This window comes from Klebsiella sp. G-Nf4 (assembly GCF_002810615.1).
GTDB lineage: Bacteria > Pseudomonadota > Gammaproteobacteria > Enterobacterales > Enterobacteriaceae > Klebsiella > Klebsiella variicola.
Map to the genome: position 1 here is coordinate 1 of NZ_PION01000019.1, position 15,756 is coordinate 15,756.

At 54.5% G+C, this 15,756-nt stretch carries 15 protein-coding genes, 1 tRNA gene and 2 rRNA genes; 5 read left to right on the forward strand and 13 right to left on the reverse strand.

What is annotated here, in order from left to right; genetic code table 11:
• Nucleotides 1–167: 167 nt before the first annotated feature.
• The 3 genes from rrf (CWM57_RS26050) (at nt 168) to rrf (CWM57_RS26060) (ending at nt 527) form a co-directional block, all read left to right on the forward strand.
• Nucleotides 168–283: ribosomal RNA gene (gene rrf / locus CWM57_RS26050) — 5S ribosomal RNA — on the forward strand.
• A 14-nt stretch (nt 284–297) separates the two neighbouring features.
• Nucleotides 298–373, forward strand: a tRNA-Thr gene (locus CWM57_RS26055).
• Nucleotides 374–411: 38 nt separating this feature from the next.
• Nucleotides 412–527: ribosomal RNA gene (gene rrf / locus CWM57_RS26060) — 5S ribosomal RNA — on the forward strand.
• 438 nt (nt 528–965) lie between these two features.
• Here rrf (CWM57_RS26060) and CWM57_RS26065 read toward each other — a convergent pair.
• The 3 genes from CWM57_RS26065 to CWM57_RS26075 all read right to left on the reverse strand — a co-directional run bounded on the left by CWM57_RS26065 (nt 966) and on the right by CWM57_RS26075 (nt 5,727).
• Nucleotides 966–1,187 carry a hypothetical protein gene (locus CWM57_RS26065; RefSeq protein WP_023298285.1) on the reverse strand — a complete coding sequence of 74 codons (222 nt, stop codon included), beginning with the start codon at nt 1,185–1,187 and terminating at the stop codon, nt 966–968.
• A 277-nt stretch (nt 1,188–1,464) separates the two neighbouring features.
• Nucleotides 1,465–4,575 (reverse strand): efflux RND transporter permease subunit, encoded by a 3,111-nt coding sequence (locus tag CWM57_RS26070; protein WP_008806703.1) that lies wholly within the window; start codon nt 4,573–4,575, stop codon nt 1,465–1,467.
• A gap of 12 nt (nt 4,576–4,587) precedes the next feature.
• On the reverse strand, nt 4,588–5,727 hold the full coding sequence (locus tag CWM57_RS26075; RefSeq protein WP_061153148.1) for an efflux RND transporter periplasmic adaptor subunit: 1,140 nt from the start codon (nt 5,725–5,727) through the stop codon (nt 4,588–4,590).
• Between the two features lie 378 nt (nt 5,728–6,105).
• On the opposite strand from CWM57_RS26075, the gene envR reads away from it, so the two are divergent.
• Nucleotides 6,106–6,759, forward strand: a complete 654-nt coding sequence (gene envR, locus CWM57_RS26080; RefSeq protein ID WP_074387428.1) for an acrEF/envCD operon transcriptional regulator — start codon at nt 6,106–6,108, stop codon at nt 6,757–6,759.
• 84 nt (nt 6,760–6,843) lie between these two features.
• Here envR and fis read toward each other — a convergent pair whose 3' ends face one another.
• The 10 genes from fis to msrP form a co-directional block, all read right to left on the reverse strand.
• The gene (gene fis / locus CWM57_RS26085) at nt 6,844–7,140 is read right to left on the reverse strand and encodes a DNA-binding transcriptional regulator Fis (RefSeq protein WP_000462905.1); all 297 of its coding nucleotides are present in this window, start codon (nt 7,138–7,140) and stop codon (nt 6,844–6,846) included.
• A 24-nt stretch (nt 7,141–7,164) separates the two neighbouring features.
• Nucleotides 7,165–8,130, reverse strand: a complete 966-nt coding sequence (dusB, locus tag CWM57_RS26090) for a tRNA dihydrouridine synthase DusB (RefSeq protein ID WP_008806700.1) — start codon at nt 8,128–8,130, stop codon at nt 7,165–7,167.
• A gap of 357 nt (nt 8,131–8,487) precedes the next feature.
• Nucleotides 8,488–9,369, reverse strand: a complete 882-nt coding sequence (gene prmA / locus CWM57_RS26095) for a 50S ribosomal protein L11 methyltransferase (RefSeq protein WP_061153150.1) — start codon at nt 9,367–9,369, stop codon at nt 8,488–8,490.
• An 11-nt stretch (nt 9,370–9,380) separates the two neighbouring features.
• On the reverse strand, nt 9,381–10,832 hold the full coding sequence (gene panF / locus CWM57_RS26100; protein WP_061153151.1) for a sodium/pantothenate symporter: 1,452 nt from the start codon (nt 10,830–10,832) through the stop codon (nt 9,381–9,383).
• Nucleotides 10,822–11,064, reverse strand: a complete 243-nt coding sequence (locus CWM57_RS26105; RefSeq protein ID WP_061153152.1) for a YhdT family protein — start codon at nt 11,062–11,064, stop codon at nt 10,822–10,824. Before CWM57_RS26105 ends, panF begins: the two co-directional genes overlap by 11 nt.
• Before the next feature lie 110 nt (nt 11,065–11,174).
• Nucleotides 11,175–12,524 carry an acetyl-CoA carboxylase biotin carboxylase subunit gene (gene accC / locus CWM57_RS26110; protein ID WP_061153153.1) on the reverse strand — a complete coding sequence of 450 codons (1,350 nt, stop codon included), beginning with the start codon at nt 12,522–12,524 and terminating at the stop codon, nt 11,175–11,177.
• Nucleotides 12,525–12,534: 10 nt separating this feature from the next.
• A complete protein-coding gene (gene accB, locus CWM57_RS26115) occupies nt 12,535–13,002 on the reverse strand; it encodes an acetyl-CoA carboxylase biotin carboxyl carrier protein (RefSeq protein WP_008806696.1) in 468 nt (155 codons plus the stop codon).
• Between the two features lie 22 nt (nt 13,003–13,024).
• Nucleotides 13,025–13,477 carry a type II 3-dehydroquinate dehydratase gene (gene aroQ, locus CWM57_RS26125; protein ID WP_012540446.1) on the reverse strand — a complete coding sequence of 151 codons (453 nt, stop codon included), beginning with the start codon at nt 13,475–13,477 and terminating at the stop codon, nt 13,025–13,027.
• Between the two features lie 232 nt (nt 13,478–13,709).
• A complete protein-coding gene (gene msrQ, locus CWM57_RS26130; protein ID WP_061153156.1) occupies nt 13,710–14,309 on the reverse strand; it encodes a protein-methionine-sulfoxide reductase heme-binding subunit MsrQ in 600 nt (199 codons plus the stop codon).
• The gene (msrP, locus tag CWM57_RS26135; RefSeq protein ID WP_061153157.1) at nt 14,309–15,310 is read right to left on the reverse strand and encodes a protein-methionine-sulfoxide reductase catalytic subunit MsrP; all 1,002 of its coding nucleotides are present in this window, start codon (nt 15,308–15,310) and stop codon (nt 14,309–14,311) included. Before msrP ends, msrQ begins: the two co-directional genes overlap by 1 nt.
• 229 nt (nt 15,311–15,539) lie before the next feature.
• Between msrP and CWM57_RS26140 the strand changes: the two genes are divergently transcribed.
• Nucleotides 15,540–15,731 (forward strand): hypothetical protein, encoded by a 192-nt coding sequence (locus CWM57_RS26140; protein WP_074387437.1) that lies wholly within the window; start codon nt 15,540–15,542, stop codon nt 15,729–15,731.
• Nucleotides 15,732–15,756: the final 25 nt, after the last annotated feature.

The window sequence follows — 15,756 nt, forward strand, 5'->3', positions numbered from 1 at the left end:
ATAGGCCGGGTGTGTAAGCGCAGCGATGCGTTGAGCTAACCGGTACTAATGAACCGTGAGGCTTAACCTTACAACGCCGAAGATGTTTTGGCGGATTTGAGAGAATTTTCAGCTCTGATACAGATTAGTCGATGCGTCCGGGTGACGTGTTGATAAAACAGAATTTGCCTGGCGGCGACAGCGCGGTGGTCCCACCTGACCCCATGCCGAACTCAGAAGTGAAACGCCGTAGCGCCGATGGTAGTGTGGGGTCTCCCCATGTGAGAGTAGGGAACTGCCAGGCATCAAATTTAGCGTGCTGATATGGCTCAGTTGGTAGAGCGCACCCTTGGTAAGGGTGAGGTCCCCAGTTCGACTCTGGGTATCAGCACCACTTTTTAGGTTAAAGTTCGGCACGTTGTAAAGAATTTGCCTGGCGACAATAGCGCGGCGGTCCCACCTGACCCCATGCCGAACTCAGAAGTGAAACGTCGTAGCGCCGATGGTAGTGTGGGGTCTCCCCATGTGAGAGTAGGGAATCGCCAGGCATCAAATAGAGCAAAAGGCCCAGTCGAAAGACTGAGCCTTTTGCTTTTGTTATATCTGTTGTTTGCCGATGAGCGCTCTCCGGAGTAGGGACAAATCCGCTGGGAGCGGATGTGAACGTTGCGCAGCAACGGCCCGGAGGGTAGCGGGCAGGACGCCCGCCATCATTCCCAGGCATCAAATAAAACGAAAGGCTCAGTCGGAAGACCGGGCTTTTTTGTTTTTTGCGGCCAGACGCGCCGCCAGCTCCCCCGGTGGCGCTGCGCTTACCGGGGCTACAGACCCCGTAGCCCGGAAAAGGTGCGCAGCACCGCCTCCGGGGAAAGCAGCGGTCATATCAACGTAAATGAAAGGCCCAGTCGTGTGACTGGGCCTTTTGTCTTTCTGGCGACTGAGCCGAAGGGAACGCCTCCAGGCTGAGCATTTGTGGAGCGGAGTTGCTAACGAGTCAGCGCCACGATACCTAACGTGAGACCGGCAACCGCTGCTGCCCCACCAGCGATCGCGCCAGCCGTTTCCCAGTTATCCTGTGTTGTGCCTTTTACACAGGTATTGGTATGCACCAGTCGGCCCTGCGAGTCATAGACAGGCACGCACGGGGAATCATGGGCACAGCCAGCAAGCAACGTTGCTAACAATGTCACTAATATTAATTTATTCATGGTATTACCTCTAAATAACCGTTTGCTGTCAACGTTGTTGACACATAACGGAATAGCTTATTTTACCACCGCAATGACACAGGCCTGGAAGGGGAAATAATCTCAAATTATGAGCAGTGTAAATATCGTGAAGAGAAATGAAAAATAATGAAGAGAATATGCAGGAAGGGATTTTCCAATGCGTTAGTCGGGGATAAAAAATTAATATTTCTACTAACTTGTTGTTCTGATAGATATAAAAAAAGGCGCCGCATGACGCCTTGATAATTATAGTCGATTATTCAGCGTGCCGGGTAAAGCGTCGTCTGACGACCACGAAAAACACCGGAACAAAGAAGATCGCCAGTAGTGTCGCGGTAAGCATCCCGCCCATCACGCCGGTGCCCACTGCATTCTGAGCCCCGCTACCGGCACCATGGCTAATCACCAGCGGCATGACCCCGAGGATAAAAGCCAGAGAGGTCATTAGAATAGGGCGCAGGCGCATCCGCGATGCCTCCAGCGTGGCCTCAATGATCCCTTTCCCTTCTTTCTCCATCAGATCCTTGGCGAACTCAACGATCAGGATCGCATTCTTCGCCGACAAACCGATCGTGGTTAAAAGACCGACCTGGAAGTAAACGTCATTATTCAACCCACGCAGTGTGGCGGCTAACAGTGCGCCAATGACCCCCAGCGGAACGACTAACATCACTGAGAACGGAATCGACCAGCTCTCATAGAGCGCCGCCAGGCACAGGAAGACGACGATCAGTGAGATGGCATAGAGCGCAGGCGCCTGGTTGCCGGAGAGGCGTTCCTGGTAAGACATTCCAGTCCAGTCGTAACCGATGCCGCTCGGCAGTTTACTGGCCAGTTGTTCCATCAGCGCCATGGCTTCCCCGGTACTTTTGCCTGGCGAGGCTTCACCGAGGATCTCCATGGATGGCAAACCGTTGTAACGCTCCAGGCGTGGCGAGCCATATATCCAGCGTGAAGTGACAAAGGCGGAGAACGGAACCATTTCGCCGTTGGCGCTACGAACGTACATGTTGTTAATGTCGCTCGGCAGCATACGGAAGTGGGCATCAGCCTGGACGTACACTTTCTTCACGCGGCCGCGGTCAATAAAATCATTGACGTAGTACCCCCCCAGCGCGGCGGATATCGTTTCATTGATATCGGAGAGAGATACGCCCAGCGCCTGCGCTTTTTCCTGATCGACATCCAGTTTGAACTGTGGGGTATCTTCCAGCCCATTGGGCCGTACCCGGACCAGTTGATCCGGATGCTGTTTCACCATGCCGAGCAGTTGGTTTCGCGCCTGGGTCAGGGCGGTATGGCCAAGCCCACCCTGGTCGATCAGTTCAAAGTCGAAGCCGGTGGCGGTACCCAGCTCAATAATGGCCGGCATGTTGAACGGGAAAACCATGGCGTCTTTTATCTGACTGAAGGCCACGGTGGCCCGTTTAATAATCGACTCCACGTTGTTTTCATCACCGCTACGCGCTTCCCAGGGTTTCAGGCTGACAAACGCCATGCCGGAGTTTTGCCCCTGGCCGCTGAAGCTGAAGCCGTTAACAGTAAAGACGCTTTCAACGTTGGCTTTCTCGTTATGCAGATAGTAGTCGGTTACGGTATCCAGCACCTTCTGCGTGCGCTCCTGGGTAGCGCCGGAAGGCAGCTGGATCATGGTCAGGAAGACGCCTTGATCCTCGTCGGGCAGAAAGGACGTGGGCAAACGCATGAACAACACGGCCATCCCCACGACTATCACCAGGTAGATCACCAGATAACGGCCTGTTCCACGCAGAATGCCGCTAACGCTGTTGGTATAGTGATTGACGCTCTGGTCAAAGCGGGCGTTAAACCAGCCGAAAAATCCTTTTTTCTCATGGTGTTCGGCTGAGGCTGGCTTCAACAACGTGGCGCAGAGGGCCGGCGTCAGCACCAGCGCAACCAGCACGGAGAGCGCCATGGCGGAGACAATGGTGATCGAAAATTGACGATAAATTGCGCCAGTCGAACCACCGAAGAAGGCCATCGGGACGAATACCGCAGAGAGCACCATGGCGATACCCACCAGCGCCCCCTGGATCTGCGACATCGACTTTTCTGTCGCTTCTTTTGGCGAGAGCTTCTCCTCAACCATCACACGTTCGACGTTTTCCACCACCACGATGGCGTCATCGACCAGCAGGCCTATCGCCAGCACCATGCCAAACATCGTCAGGGTGTTGATGGAGTAGCCAAACATCGACAGTACCGCAAAGGTACCCAATAGCACGACAGGAACGGCAATCGTCGGAATGAGCGTTGCGCGCATGTTCTGCAGAAACAGATACATGACAAGAAAGACGAGGATAATTGCCTCAAAGAGCGTTTTAACCACTTCGTGAATGGAGATTTTGACGAAAGGGGTCGTATCGTACGGATAGACAACCTTCATCCCCTGAGGGAAGTAGGGCTGTAGCTCGGCCAGCTTCGCTTTAATCGCGGTGGCAGTATCCAGCGCGTTGGCGCCGGTCGCGAGCTTAATGCCCAGACCAGAGGCGGGTTTACCGTTAATTCTCGCGACGACGTTGTAGTTTTCTCCCCCCAGCTCAATGCGGGCGACGTCTTTCAGATGGACCACTGAGCCATCGGCATTGACCCGCAGTGTGACCTTGCCAAACTCCTGCGGATCTTTAAGCCGGGTCTGAGCGATGATCGACGCGTTCAGTTGCTGACCTTTCAGCGCCGGCGTACCGCCCAGCTGACCCGCGGCGATCTGATCGTTCTGAACCTTCAGCGCATTGATGACGTCGACCGGCGTGAGGTTGTATTTATTCAGCAAATTGCCGTCCAGCCAGACGCGCATGGCGTACTGGGCGCCGAACAGCTGCACATCACCTACACCATTGAGGCGGCTGATAGGGTCTTTTACGTTGGAGGCGACATAGTCAGAAATATCGTCCTGGGTGGTGGCCGGGTTATCAGAGATAAAGCCGGCAACCAGCAGGAAGCTGCTGCTGGATTTTTCGACGCTAATCCCTTGCTGCTGTACTTCCTGAGGCAGCAGCGGCGTAGCCAACTGCAGTTTGTTTTGCACCTGCACCTGGGCGATATCCGGATCGGTGCCGGACTTAAAGGTGAGCGTAATGGTTACCGAGCCAGCGGAGTCGCTGGTTGACGACATATACATCAGGTTGTCGATACCGTTCATATTCTGTTCGATAACCTGAGTGACCGTATCCTGCACGGTTTGGGCATCCGCACCCGGGTAGGTGGCGGAGATCGCCACCGCAGGGGGCGCAATCGTCGGATACTGCGCTATCGGTAGCTGCAGGATGGCCAGGCCGCCGGCAATCATCATAATGATGGCCAGCACCCAGGCGAAGACCGGTCGATGGATAAAAAACTTAGACATGGCTGAGTATCCTTATTGTGCGGCCGGTGCCGCACGCTCCGCTTCCGCTTTGACGGTGACGCCTGGACGGACTTTCTGTAAGCCGCTGACAATCACTTTATCGCCCGGCTTCAGCCCGTTGGTGATGAGCCATTTATCGCCAACGGCCTGAGTCGCGACCACTTCCCGGGTTTCAACCTGGTTTTTGTCATTCACCAGCATCACGGAGGCATCGCCCCGCGGCGTGCGGGTCACTCCTTGCTGCGGCACCAGGATGGCCTGCGGATCGACACCTTCGTCTATGCGAGCGCGGACGAACATCCCCGGCAGCAGGGCATGCTGCGGGTTAGGGAAGATAGCGCGTAGCGTGATAGAGCCCGTGCTTTCATCGACAGTGACGTCAGAGAACTGCAGTGACCCTTTAAGCGGATAGGCCTGACCGTTCTCCATCACCAGCTCAACGCTTTTTGTATCACCGCCGCGCTGCAGGCTTTCCTGCTTAAGGCGCATAAAGTCATTGCTGGACTCCGTCACGTCAACATAGATAGGATCGAGCTGCTGGACGGTGGCCAGGGCATCCGACTGACCATTGGTGACCAGCGCGCCCTCGGTGACGCTCGATTTGCCGATGCGCCCACTTATGGGGGAGGTCACTTTGGTGTAGGCCAGGTTGATACGGGCGGTGTCTACGGCGGCTTTGGTGGCGATGACGTCGGCATCGGCCTGGCGGGCGGTGGCCACCGCCTGATCGTATTCCTGCTGGCTGATATATTTGGTCCCCAGCAGCGGAACATAGCGTTTCACCGTCAAATGGGCGATGGCGGCTGCGGCTTCGGCCTTGGCCTCATCGCCTTTCGCACTGTTCCAGGCAGCCTGATAGGTTGCCGGATCGATCTGATAGAGCGACTGACCTGCTTCGACATCACTTCCTTCAACAAAGTTACGCTTCAGGATGATACCGCTCACCTGGGGGCGGACTTCCGCCACGCGAAAAGCAGAGGTACGGCCTGGTAGTTCGGTGGTGACCGACAACGGTGCACTGTTCACGATATGGACCGTCACCTGCGGCGCCTGTGCATGGGGTTGCGGGTTGCCCGAATTATCGCAGCCGGTAAGCAATAAGGCCGAGATAATTAAACCGGATAAAAGTGTCACTCTGGCGTGAGTTGTCATTGCGGTTCCTTATAGATTACGTACCAAATTCGGCGGCGAATCTGTGAAAGAAAGAGGGAGTCAAAAAGCAGTTTGCCATCCTACAAATAAACGTCGCTGGATGTAAGGGATACTTATTTTTAAACGATCAGCAAGGCACGCAAAAACAAAAAAATGGTCGATCTGTTTTTGCTATTTATCTTAATTGTAAAACATAATAAACAGACATTGCTTTAATGAATGGGTTGGCTATTAATATTCATTAAGATGATTCGTTTGTTTTCCACATCAGAATTAACTTGTCTGCATTTTTGCTAAATAATATTTTGCACCAAATGTTAGATTAAGGGATCTTCAGAAAAATCTATATTGCCTGTTAATCGGGAACTGAGATCTTATATGGCGAGAAAAACCAAAGAGGAGGCGCTGCGCACGCGGCAGCTCCTGATTGAATCCGCGATCCAGCAGTTCGCCCTGCGGGGGGTGGCCAACACGACCCTGACGGATATCGCTGATGCGGCGGGGGTGACTCGCGGCGCCGTGTACTGGCATTTTGCCAGTAAGACGGCGCTGTTTAATGAGATGTGGCAGCAACAGCCACCGCTCAGGGATTTGATTCAGCAAAGCCTGGCGACAATGAATGAGAAGGAGCCCTTAAATGATTTGCGGCAGCGATTTATTGCCGGGCTACGCTATATTGCTGAGAATCCTCGCCAGCGTGCTCTGATGCAAATTCTTTATCAACGCTGTGAGTTTGCCAGCGATATGTTATCGGAAAGCGAAATTCGCCAACGTATTGGATTTAACTATTCCGTTATTGGTGGGATTCTGCAGCACTGTGTACGTAACAATATATTGCCAGCCGAAACAAATATCGACGTGATATTAATTGTTTTACATAGCGCCTTTTCCGGCTTGATTAAAAACTGGCTGCTCGATCCACAACGTTTCGATCTTTATCAGCAGGCACCTGCGCTGGTGGATAATATTATGGCGGTGGTCTGTGCTGCACGTTTATCGCAGGAGCCTGTACTGCGGGTGGTCAATCAGTAACGTGTTCTGCTGGCGCAGATAATAAAAAAGGCGCTTCCCCATGCCGAAGAGCGCCTTTTATATCAAGCAAGCAACTGACTAGTATCAGTTCATGCCGTATTTTTTCAGTTTTTTACGCAGTGTACCGCGGTTGATGCCCATCATCAGGGCTGCGCGGGTCTGGTTACCACGGGTGTATTGCATCACCATGTCCAACAGGGGCTGTTCAACTTCAGCCAGTACCAGCTCATACAGGTCATTCACATCCTGACCGTTCAGTTGAGCAAAATAGTTCTTCAGTGCCTGTTTAACCGAGTCACGCAGGGGTTTTTGAGTTACCTGATCCTGAGAGTTAACGGTAGAAACGGTCAGTACGTCAGAATTTACGCGTTGTTCGAACATAGTTCTGTCAGCTCTTTATTTCTATTACGCAAAATTTTCGAAGTATGCCTCCAACGCCTCCAGCTGTTCGCTGGCATCCTCAATGGCGTTGAATGTGCGCCGAAACTGGTCATCTGGAGCATGTTCCTGAAGATACCAGGAGACGTGTTTACGCGCGATTCGGTACCCTTTTGCCTGACCGTAAAAGTCATGCAATTCCCGAACGTGCGCACAAAGCAAGCGCTTAACCTCTGCCAGTGGCAGCGGGGGCAGCAGCTCTCCAGTGTCCAGATAATGCTGGATTTCCCGAAAGATCCAGGGTCTTCCCTGAGCTGCACGGCCTATCATCAGGGCATCAGCCCCTGTATAGTCGAGCACAGCTCTGGCTTTAAGCGGGTCAGTAATGTCACCATTCGCGATAATCGGAATGGAAACTTTCTGCTTAACTGCCCGAATACTGTCGTACTCAGCGTCTCCGTTAAACAAGCAGGCGCGGGTGCGTCCGTGAATAGTCAGAGCCTGAATGCCACACTCTTCGGCCAGTTGGGCAATCTCTACGCAGTTACGGTGTTCCGGTTCCCAACCGGTGCGAATCTTGAGTGTCACAGGAACGTCCACCGCGTTGACGACCGCCGTCAGGATTGACTTCACCTGCTCGGGGTACTGCAAGAGGGCTGAACCTGCAAGCTTGCGATTCACCTTTTTCGCCGGGCATCCCATATTGATATCTATAATCTGGGCACCACTTTCCACGTTAATCCGCGCGGCTGCAGCCATCTCTTCCGGTACGCTACCGGCGATTTGCACGGTACGAATACCGGGCTCATCGATATGCACCATCCGTAAACGGGACTTGTCACTCTCCCACACCTGTGGGTTAGAGGACATCATCTCAGAAACGGTTAAACCTGCCCCCATCTCGTAGCACAGCGTCCTGAATGGTCTGTCAGTAATGCCAGCCATGGGCGCTGCGATCAGGCGATTTCTGAGCTGGTGGTGTCCGATGCGCATGAGTTAAGAAATGACCATACTGTGACTGCAAGGCGGCGTATATTACGCATTTTTTGCACGAGATGAAAGGCCAAACTTTGAGCAATCCTCTGTTGCAGATCAATGAATCCGGGACTAGCGTAAAAGCGATGAATAAATACTTATATTAATCATTACTTTAATGGGTGATGGGTAATTTGTGTCCATTTATAAAATCATAAAACTTCTCGATTTTTCTTAGATAAACTCGCTACCTGGCGGCATAAAACGCTGTTTTTGTAGTCAAAAAAGTACGCTGTAGTGCGATCTGCCTCTCATTTCCAGGCATTATTTGGTGGCTACTGGAAACAAAAATGCGGCCCGCGGGCCGCATGGTGCTTAGTTTTTCCGGCCGGTAATCCGGCACCACTCCTCTTTCTCCACCACCGGGTCGAGGGTGAAGAGCGGGGCGTAGGCATCGCAGACGCTTTCCGCCTGGCTTGCCAGAATGCCGGAAAGACCCAGCAGACCGCCTGTAACCGGCAGCACGCTGATTAACGGGGCCAGCTCACGTAACGGGCCGGCCAGGATGTTGGCGACCACCACATCGGCTTTCATGGCTTCTGGCTGATCCTGCGGCAGATACAGTTCAAGGCGCTCTGAGACGCCATTACGCTGGGCGTTATCACGGCTGGCCTGGATGGCCTGCGGGTCGATATCAATTCCGATAGCTTTAGCGGCGCCCAGTTTCAGGGCGGCAATCGCCAGGATGCCGGAACCGCAGCCAAAATCGATAACGGTTTTGCCCTGCAGGTCAAGACCGTCGAGCCACTGCAGACACATGGCGGTAGTCGGATGGGTGCCGGTACCAAAGGCCAGTCCCGGATCAAGCATCACGTTGACCGCGTTCTCATCGGGGACATCGCGCCAACTCGGACAAATCCACAGGCGCTCACCGAAACGCATCGGGTGGAAGTTATCCATCCACTCGCGCTCCCAGTCTTTATCTTCCAGTTGCTCGATCTTATGCGCAAAGCCGGCGCCGAGGAGCGGATGCTGTTCAAGGATGGCAACCGCTTCGTTCATGTCGCTTTCTGCGTCGAACAGGCCGATAACATCGGTATCGCCCCATAAACGGGTTTCACCCGGCAGCGGCTCGAATACCGGCGTGTCGTGAGTGTCCTGGAAAGTGATGGAGACCGCTCCGGCCTCCATCAGCGCATCGCTCAGCGCTTCAGCGTTCGCGCCGGTGGTATTCAGTTTTAGTTGGATCCAAGGCATAGCAAAACTCTTTATTTATCAGTAGTCATAACAGGGGCTGGCGGGACGGGCTGGCCGAAACGGTTCCCGACGACAAAAGCCAACAAACTTAGCAGCAGCGAGGGCACGATAGGATGGAAGCCCAGGTACTGAATATGAAACGTCGCGAGCACGGCATACAGCACGCCGCCCACCAACATCGCGCTGAGCGCCCCGGCAGCGTTTGCCCGCTCCCAGTAGAGGCCCAGCACCAGCGGCCATAAGAACACCGCTTCCAGGCCGCCAAAGGCCAGCAGATTGAGCCAGATAATCATTTCCGGCGGCCGCCAGGCGGCCAGCATCATTAATATACCCAGCACTAAGGTGGCGATCGTTGAGATCCGCTTGAGCTTCTGCTCATTGCGTTTTTTTGTCGGCTGCGCGCTGAGCCACAGATCTTTAATGATCGTAGCCGATGCCTGCAGTAAATGGGCGTTCACGTTCGACATAATCGCCGCCATCGGCGCGGCTAAAAACAGTCCCGCAGCCCACGGCGGCAGCACCTGGACCATCAAGGTGGGGATCACCTGATCGGGAACGGTCAGATCCGGCAGAACGGCACGGCCAAGAGCGCCGGCGAGATGCATGCCGAACATCAGAATCGCCACGACGATCGTGCCAATAACAATCCCGCGGTGCACGGCTTTGCTGTCTTTGTAGGAGATACAGCGCACGGCGGTATGCGGCAGGCCGATAACGCCGAAGCAAACCAGCACCCAGAACGAGGTCATAAAGGTGGGGGTCAGGATATCATCCGCGCCGTGCGGCGATACCAGCTGTGGGTCGATCCGCTGCAGCGTATCTACCGCCTGATGCAGGCCACCGGCGGCATGTACCACGCCGACCAGCAGGACGATCGTGCCGATCAACATCACCATCCCCTGCATCGTATCGTTAAGTACGCTGGCGCGGAAACCACCGAAAGCGGTATACAGCGCGATGGTGATCCCAAAGATCAGCAGCCCGGTTTCGTACTTGATCCCGGCGGCGGTCTCCAGCAGGCGCGCGCCGCCGATAAACTGCACAGCGATGGCGCCGACAAAAGCGACCAGCAGGCTGACGCTGGCAATCCACACCACCGCGCGGTTTTGGTAGCGAGCTTGCAGCATGTCGTTCAGGGTGATCGCATTATAGCGGCGTGCCAGGATCGCGAATTTTTTACCGAGGATCCCAAGAGAAAGCCAGATCGTCGGTACCTGGATCATCGCTAACAGTACCCAACCCAGCCCATATTTATAGGCGGCGCCGGGGCCGCCTATAAATGAGCTGGCGCTAATATAGGTGGCGGTGAGGGTCATGGCTAAGACAAACCCCCCCATCGATCGACTGCCGAGGAAATACTCGCTAAGGAAGTTCCCGGTACTGCGTTTACGCATCGCGTAAATCGACAGTCCGAAGACGACAAACAGGTAAGCGATCAGCACCACGATAATCTCAAGCTGCATCGTTATCCTCCAGAGAGATATCACGGAAGATAAAGCGCACCATCGCCCAGCACAGCAGTATAAACAGCAGCGGCACCAGCAGGCAGGCCATTTCAAACCAATGCGGCAGGCCGGTAAAACCGATACCGACGCCCGGCAGATAGGCCGCCGCCAGCCAGGCGGCAAGATAGAGAAGGGTCAGCCACAGCGCCCAGCGCGCTTCTTTATGGGCCTGAACAAAACGTTTGTCCATTTTTTGTCCCTTGAGGATGAAGAAAGCGGGGATTGTACCGCATGGAAAAGTCGAGGGGAGAGAAAAAGAAAAAAGGCCGGATTAACCGGCCTTTTGCAGCGAATACAGGATTATTTTTCCTGCAGTCCGAGCTTTTTCTCCAGATAGTGGATGTTAGTACCACCATGCTGGAAGTTCTCGTCGCTCATAATGCGCATCTGCAGATCAACGTTGGTTTTGATGCCATCGATGATCAGCTCCTGCAGCGCATTCTTCATGCGGGCAATCGCCACGTCACGGCTTTCGCCGTAGCAGATCAGCTTACCGATCATGGAGTCATAGTACGGCGGTACGGTGTAACCGGCGTAGATATGAGACTCCCAGCGCACACCAAAACCGCCCGGCGCGTGGAAGCGGGTAATTTTACCCGGGCTCGGCAGGAAGGTGTTCGGGTCTTCGGCGTTGATACGGCATTCCACCGCATGGCCTCTGACGACCACTTCATCCTGCTTGATGGACAGCGGCTGGCCGGCTGCAATACGCAGCTGCTCTTTGATCAGGTCAACGCCAGTGATCATTTCGGTAACCGGGTGTTCTACCTGAATACGGGTGTTCATTTCAATGAAGTAGAACTCGCCGTTTTCGAACAGGAACTCGAACGTACCCGCCCCGCGGTAGCCGATATCCACACAGGCTTTCGAGCAACGCTCGCCGATGTAGCGACGCAGTTCCGGGGTGATGCCCGGCGCCGGCGCTTCTTCGACCACTTTCTGGTGACGACGCTGCATGGAGCAGTCACGCTCTGCCAGATAGATAGCGTTACCCTGACCGTCCGCCAGTACCTGGATCTCGATGTGGCGAGGATTTTCCAGGTATTTCTCCATGTAGACCATGTCGTTATTGAAAGCCGCTTTCGCTTCCGCTTTGGTCATGGAGATAGACTGCGCCAGTTCAGCGTCGCTACGCACAACGCGCATACCGCGACCGCCGCCGCCGCCGGAGGCTTTGATGATCACCGGATAACCAATGCGTTTGGCATGGGCGCGGTTAGCGTCCATATCGTCGGTCAGCGGGCCGTCAGAACCAGGAACGGTCGGGACGCCGGCTTTTTTCATCGCAGTGATCGCGGACACCTTGTCGCCCATCAGGCGGATAGTGTCGGCTTTCGGACCGATGAAGATAAAGCCGGAGCGCTCAACCTGCTCGGCAAAGTTGGCGTTCTCGGAAAGGAAACCATAACCCGGGTGAATCGCTATCGCGCCGGTGATTTCCGCCGCGCTGATGATAGCCGGGATGTTGAGATAGCTTTTTACGGACGGAGCCGGGCCAATACAGACCGTCTCGTCCGCTAACAATACGTGTTTTAGATCGCGATCCGCGGTGGAGTGCACAGCGACGGTCTTGATGCCCAGTTCTTTACAGGCACGTAGGATGCGCAATGCGATCTCGCCACGGTTAGCGATGACAATTTTATCCAGCATGTTCGCCTCGTTACTCGATAACTACCAGCGGCTCGTCGAATTCTACCGGTTGGCCGCTTTCGATCAGAATGGCTTTCACCACGCCGGCTTTGTCGGCTTCGATCTGGTTCATCATTTTCATCGCTTCGACGATGCACAGGGTGTCGCCCACGTTAACTTTCTGGCCAACTTCCACAAACGCTTTCGCGTCCGGGCTTGGCGTACGATAGAAAGTACCAACCATCGGGGAACGTACGATGTGACCACTGATTTCCGCTTTTGCCGGCGCTTCAGCTGCAGCAGCTGGTGCGGCAGCCGCGGCGGCAGGCGCCTGAGGCTGCATCATCGGCGCAGCATAAGCCTGCTGCATAACCGGATAGCTTGCGACCGGTGCAGAGCGGCTGATGCGAACAGACTCTTCGCCTTCAGAAATTTCCAGTTCGGAGATACCTGATTCTTCAACCAGCTCGATCAGTTTTTTAATCTTACGAATATCCATGAGTGGGTTCCGTACTCTTTGTTTAGTGTGATTGTGACAGGCGTTTTACCGCCGTCTGTAAAGCGTATGAATAGCCGTCCGCCCCCAGACCGCAAATGACGCCAGCGGCGACATCTGACAGGTATGAGTGCTGGCGGAAGGGTTCGCGTGCATGCACGTTGCTCAAGTGAATCTCGATAAACGGGATGTTCACGGCAAGCAAAGCGTCACGGATTGCTACGCTGGTATGCGCGAACGCGGCCGGATTAATCAGGATATAGTCCACGTTGTCTTTAGCCTGATGAATTCGGTCGATTAACGCATACTCCGCGTTGGACTGCAGGTGATCCAGGCTCACATTCAGTGCCGCCGCCTCAGATGTCAAACGGTTAACAATTTCAGCCAGCGAGAGGGTGCCATACTTATCAGGCTCGCGGGTACCGAGCATGTTAATGTTTGGACCATTCAAAAGCAAAATGTGAAACTTGTCAGCCATCGTGTGGCGATCTCCTGCCATCTTCGGGTAAAAAACAACATATACCTTCAATGCGCCCTTGTCACCTTTTCAGGGTCAGAAAACCCCGTCAGGAAAACCAAAGTCGCACATTATAACGATTTCGTAGCAATTGGCAGCTAAATACTGGTCTTATCAGGGAAGATTATCAACCGCTATCGTAAAAAGAGTCGCGGTTGATAAAAGATCTGCGGGAAACTGCACATTACCGGATTCAGCGCCACCACTGGCGGAACTTCTTATAACGCCATGCCAAAAGCACCACCGCCAGCAGGGCATAAATGATGGGCTGCGGCGAGACGATCTTCACTGACCACAGGTAGTGAATAGGCGCGAGGATCGCCACCAGATAGACGAAGTTGTGCAAAAGTTGCCAACGACGGCCCAGTTTTCGCTGCATTGCCTGCGTCGAGGTCACCGCCAGCGCCAGCAGGATCACCCAGCAGACCATGCCTAGCGTCAGATAGGGGCGATTGATAATCTCCGAGCCCAGCAGCGTCAGATTGTTAATACCCAGCTCCAGCAAGGTATAGCTGGTCAGGTGCAGCGTCGCCCAGGCAAAACACCATAGACCTAACAGGCGGCGAATGCGAATCAATAATGGCTGTTTCGCGTAGCGCGCCAGCGGGGATACCAGCAGCGTTGCCAGCAGGAACTTAAGCGCCATCCTGCCGGTAAAGTGCTGGATATCCTTGGCCGGGTCGGCGCTAAAGTAGCCCTGATGTCCGGCCCAGAACAACCAGACCAGCGGCAAAAACCCCGCCAGGTGGAGTAAGACTTTCAACCAGGCGATCTGTTTGACGGTGAAACGCACTAGAAGTTCTCCCGCAAGTTCATACCACGATACAGTGAGGCCACTTCGTCGGCATAGCCGTTAAATAACAATGTCGGCTGACGCTTCACGTCGAGCACTCCGCCTGAGCCGATGAACCGCTCGCTGGCCTGCGACCAGCGGGGATGATCGACATGGGGATTAACGTTGGCAAAGAAGCCGTATTCGTCCGGCGCCGCCAGATTCCAGGTGGTCGGCGGCTGCTCGCGCGTTAGCTCAATGCTGACGATGGATTTAATGCCTTTAAAACCGTACTTCCACGGCACGGTCAGGCGGACCGGCGCGCCGTTTTGCGGCGGCAGCGCTTTGCCATACACCCCGACAGTGAGCAGCGTCAGCGGGTGCATGGCTTCGTCAAGCCGCAACCCTTCCACGTAAGGGTAAGCGAGCCCTCCGCCGATAAAACGATCTTTCTGCCCGGGCATTTGATCCGGGGCATACAGGGTTTTGAAGGCGACATAACGCGCGTTGCTGGTGGGCTCCACCAGCGCCAACAATTTATGCAGCGGGAAGCCGACCCAGGGAACCACCATCGACCAGGCTTCCACGCAGCGCATACGATAAATACGCTCCTCCAGCGGGAAGCGTTTGGTCAGATCGTCATGATCGAGAGTCAGCGGCTTCGCCACTTCACCGCCAATGGTCAGCGTCCAGGGATCGGTGCGCAGACTACCCGCGTTCGCCGCCGGATCGGCTTTATCGAGGCCGAATTCATAAAAGTTATTGTAACCGGCGACCTTATCTTCCGGGGTGAGCGTCAGATTGGCCTGCCACTCGGCGGGTTTAGCAAAGTCCAGGGCCTTGCCTGCCGGGGCGGGCGGGCGATCATTGCCTTTAAACCAGTCCAGCAGATCGGCCTGCGCTGTAGCGGGAAGCGAAAGCGCCGTCGCGCTGATGCCCAGCATTTTCAGTACCTGGCGCCGCTTGAGCATAAAAACGGATTCGGCCGTGACGTCGGCTTCCGTCAGTTTTTTTCTTTTCATGGTGTCCTCCGTCATGCGTTTCCCTAAGCATGACGGAGACGACGATTTATCGCGAATATGTCACGAAAAATTGCAGATTAGGATCTTCTGTTGTCGTCTGGGCTGGCGCGCGCTATTCCAGGAATCATCGGAAAGTGGCACAAGACGTTTCCTTTACCGCGCTTGACCCGGCATCTTTATCAGGGCAAAGAGGGTGGAAAGCGAGTCTGCAGGTAAAAGCCGTAATAATTTGCGCCGCTGGCGCCGGTTTGTCATCCTGCGTCTAAAATTAAAGCGCTTCTGGCGCAGGCCGCAGGTGGGCAATGATTGGCAAATTTTTTCTGCCGACTATACTCGCTATCGGCATACTTTCGCCGATAATACGCATTCCATTGCCAGACTCGCCATCTTTGATAGTATGCGTCGCGCTTTAAAAGGTTAATGCTAGCGGCAAGGCGCGCGCCGGC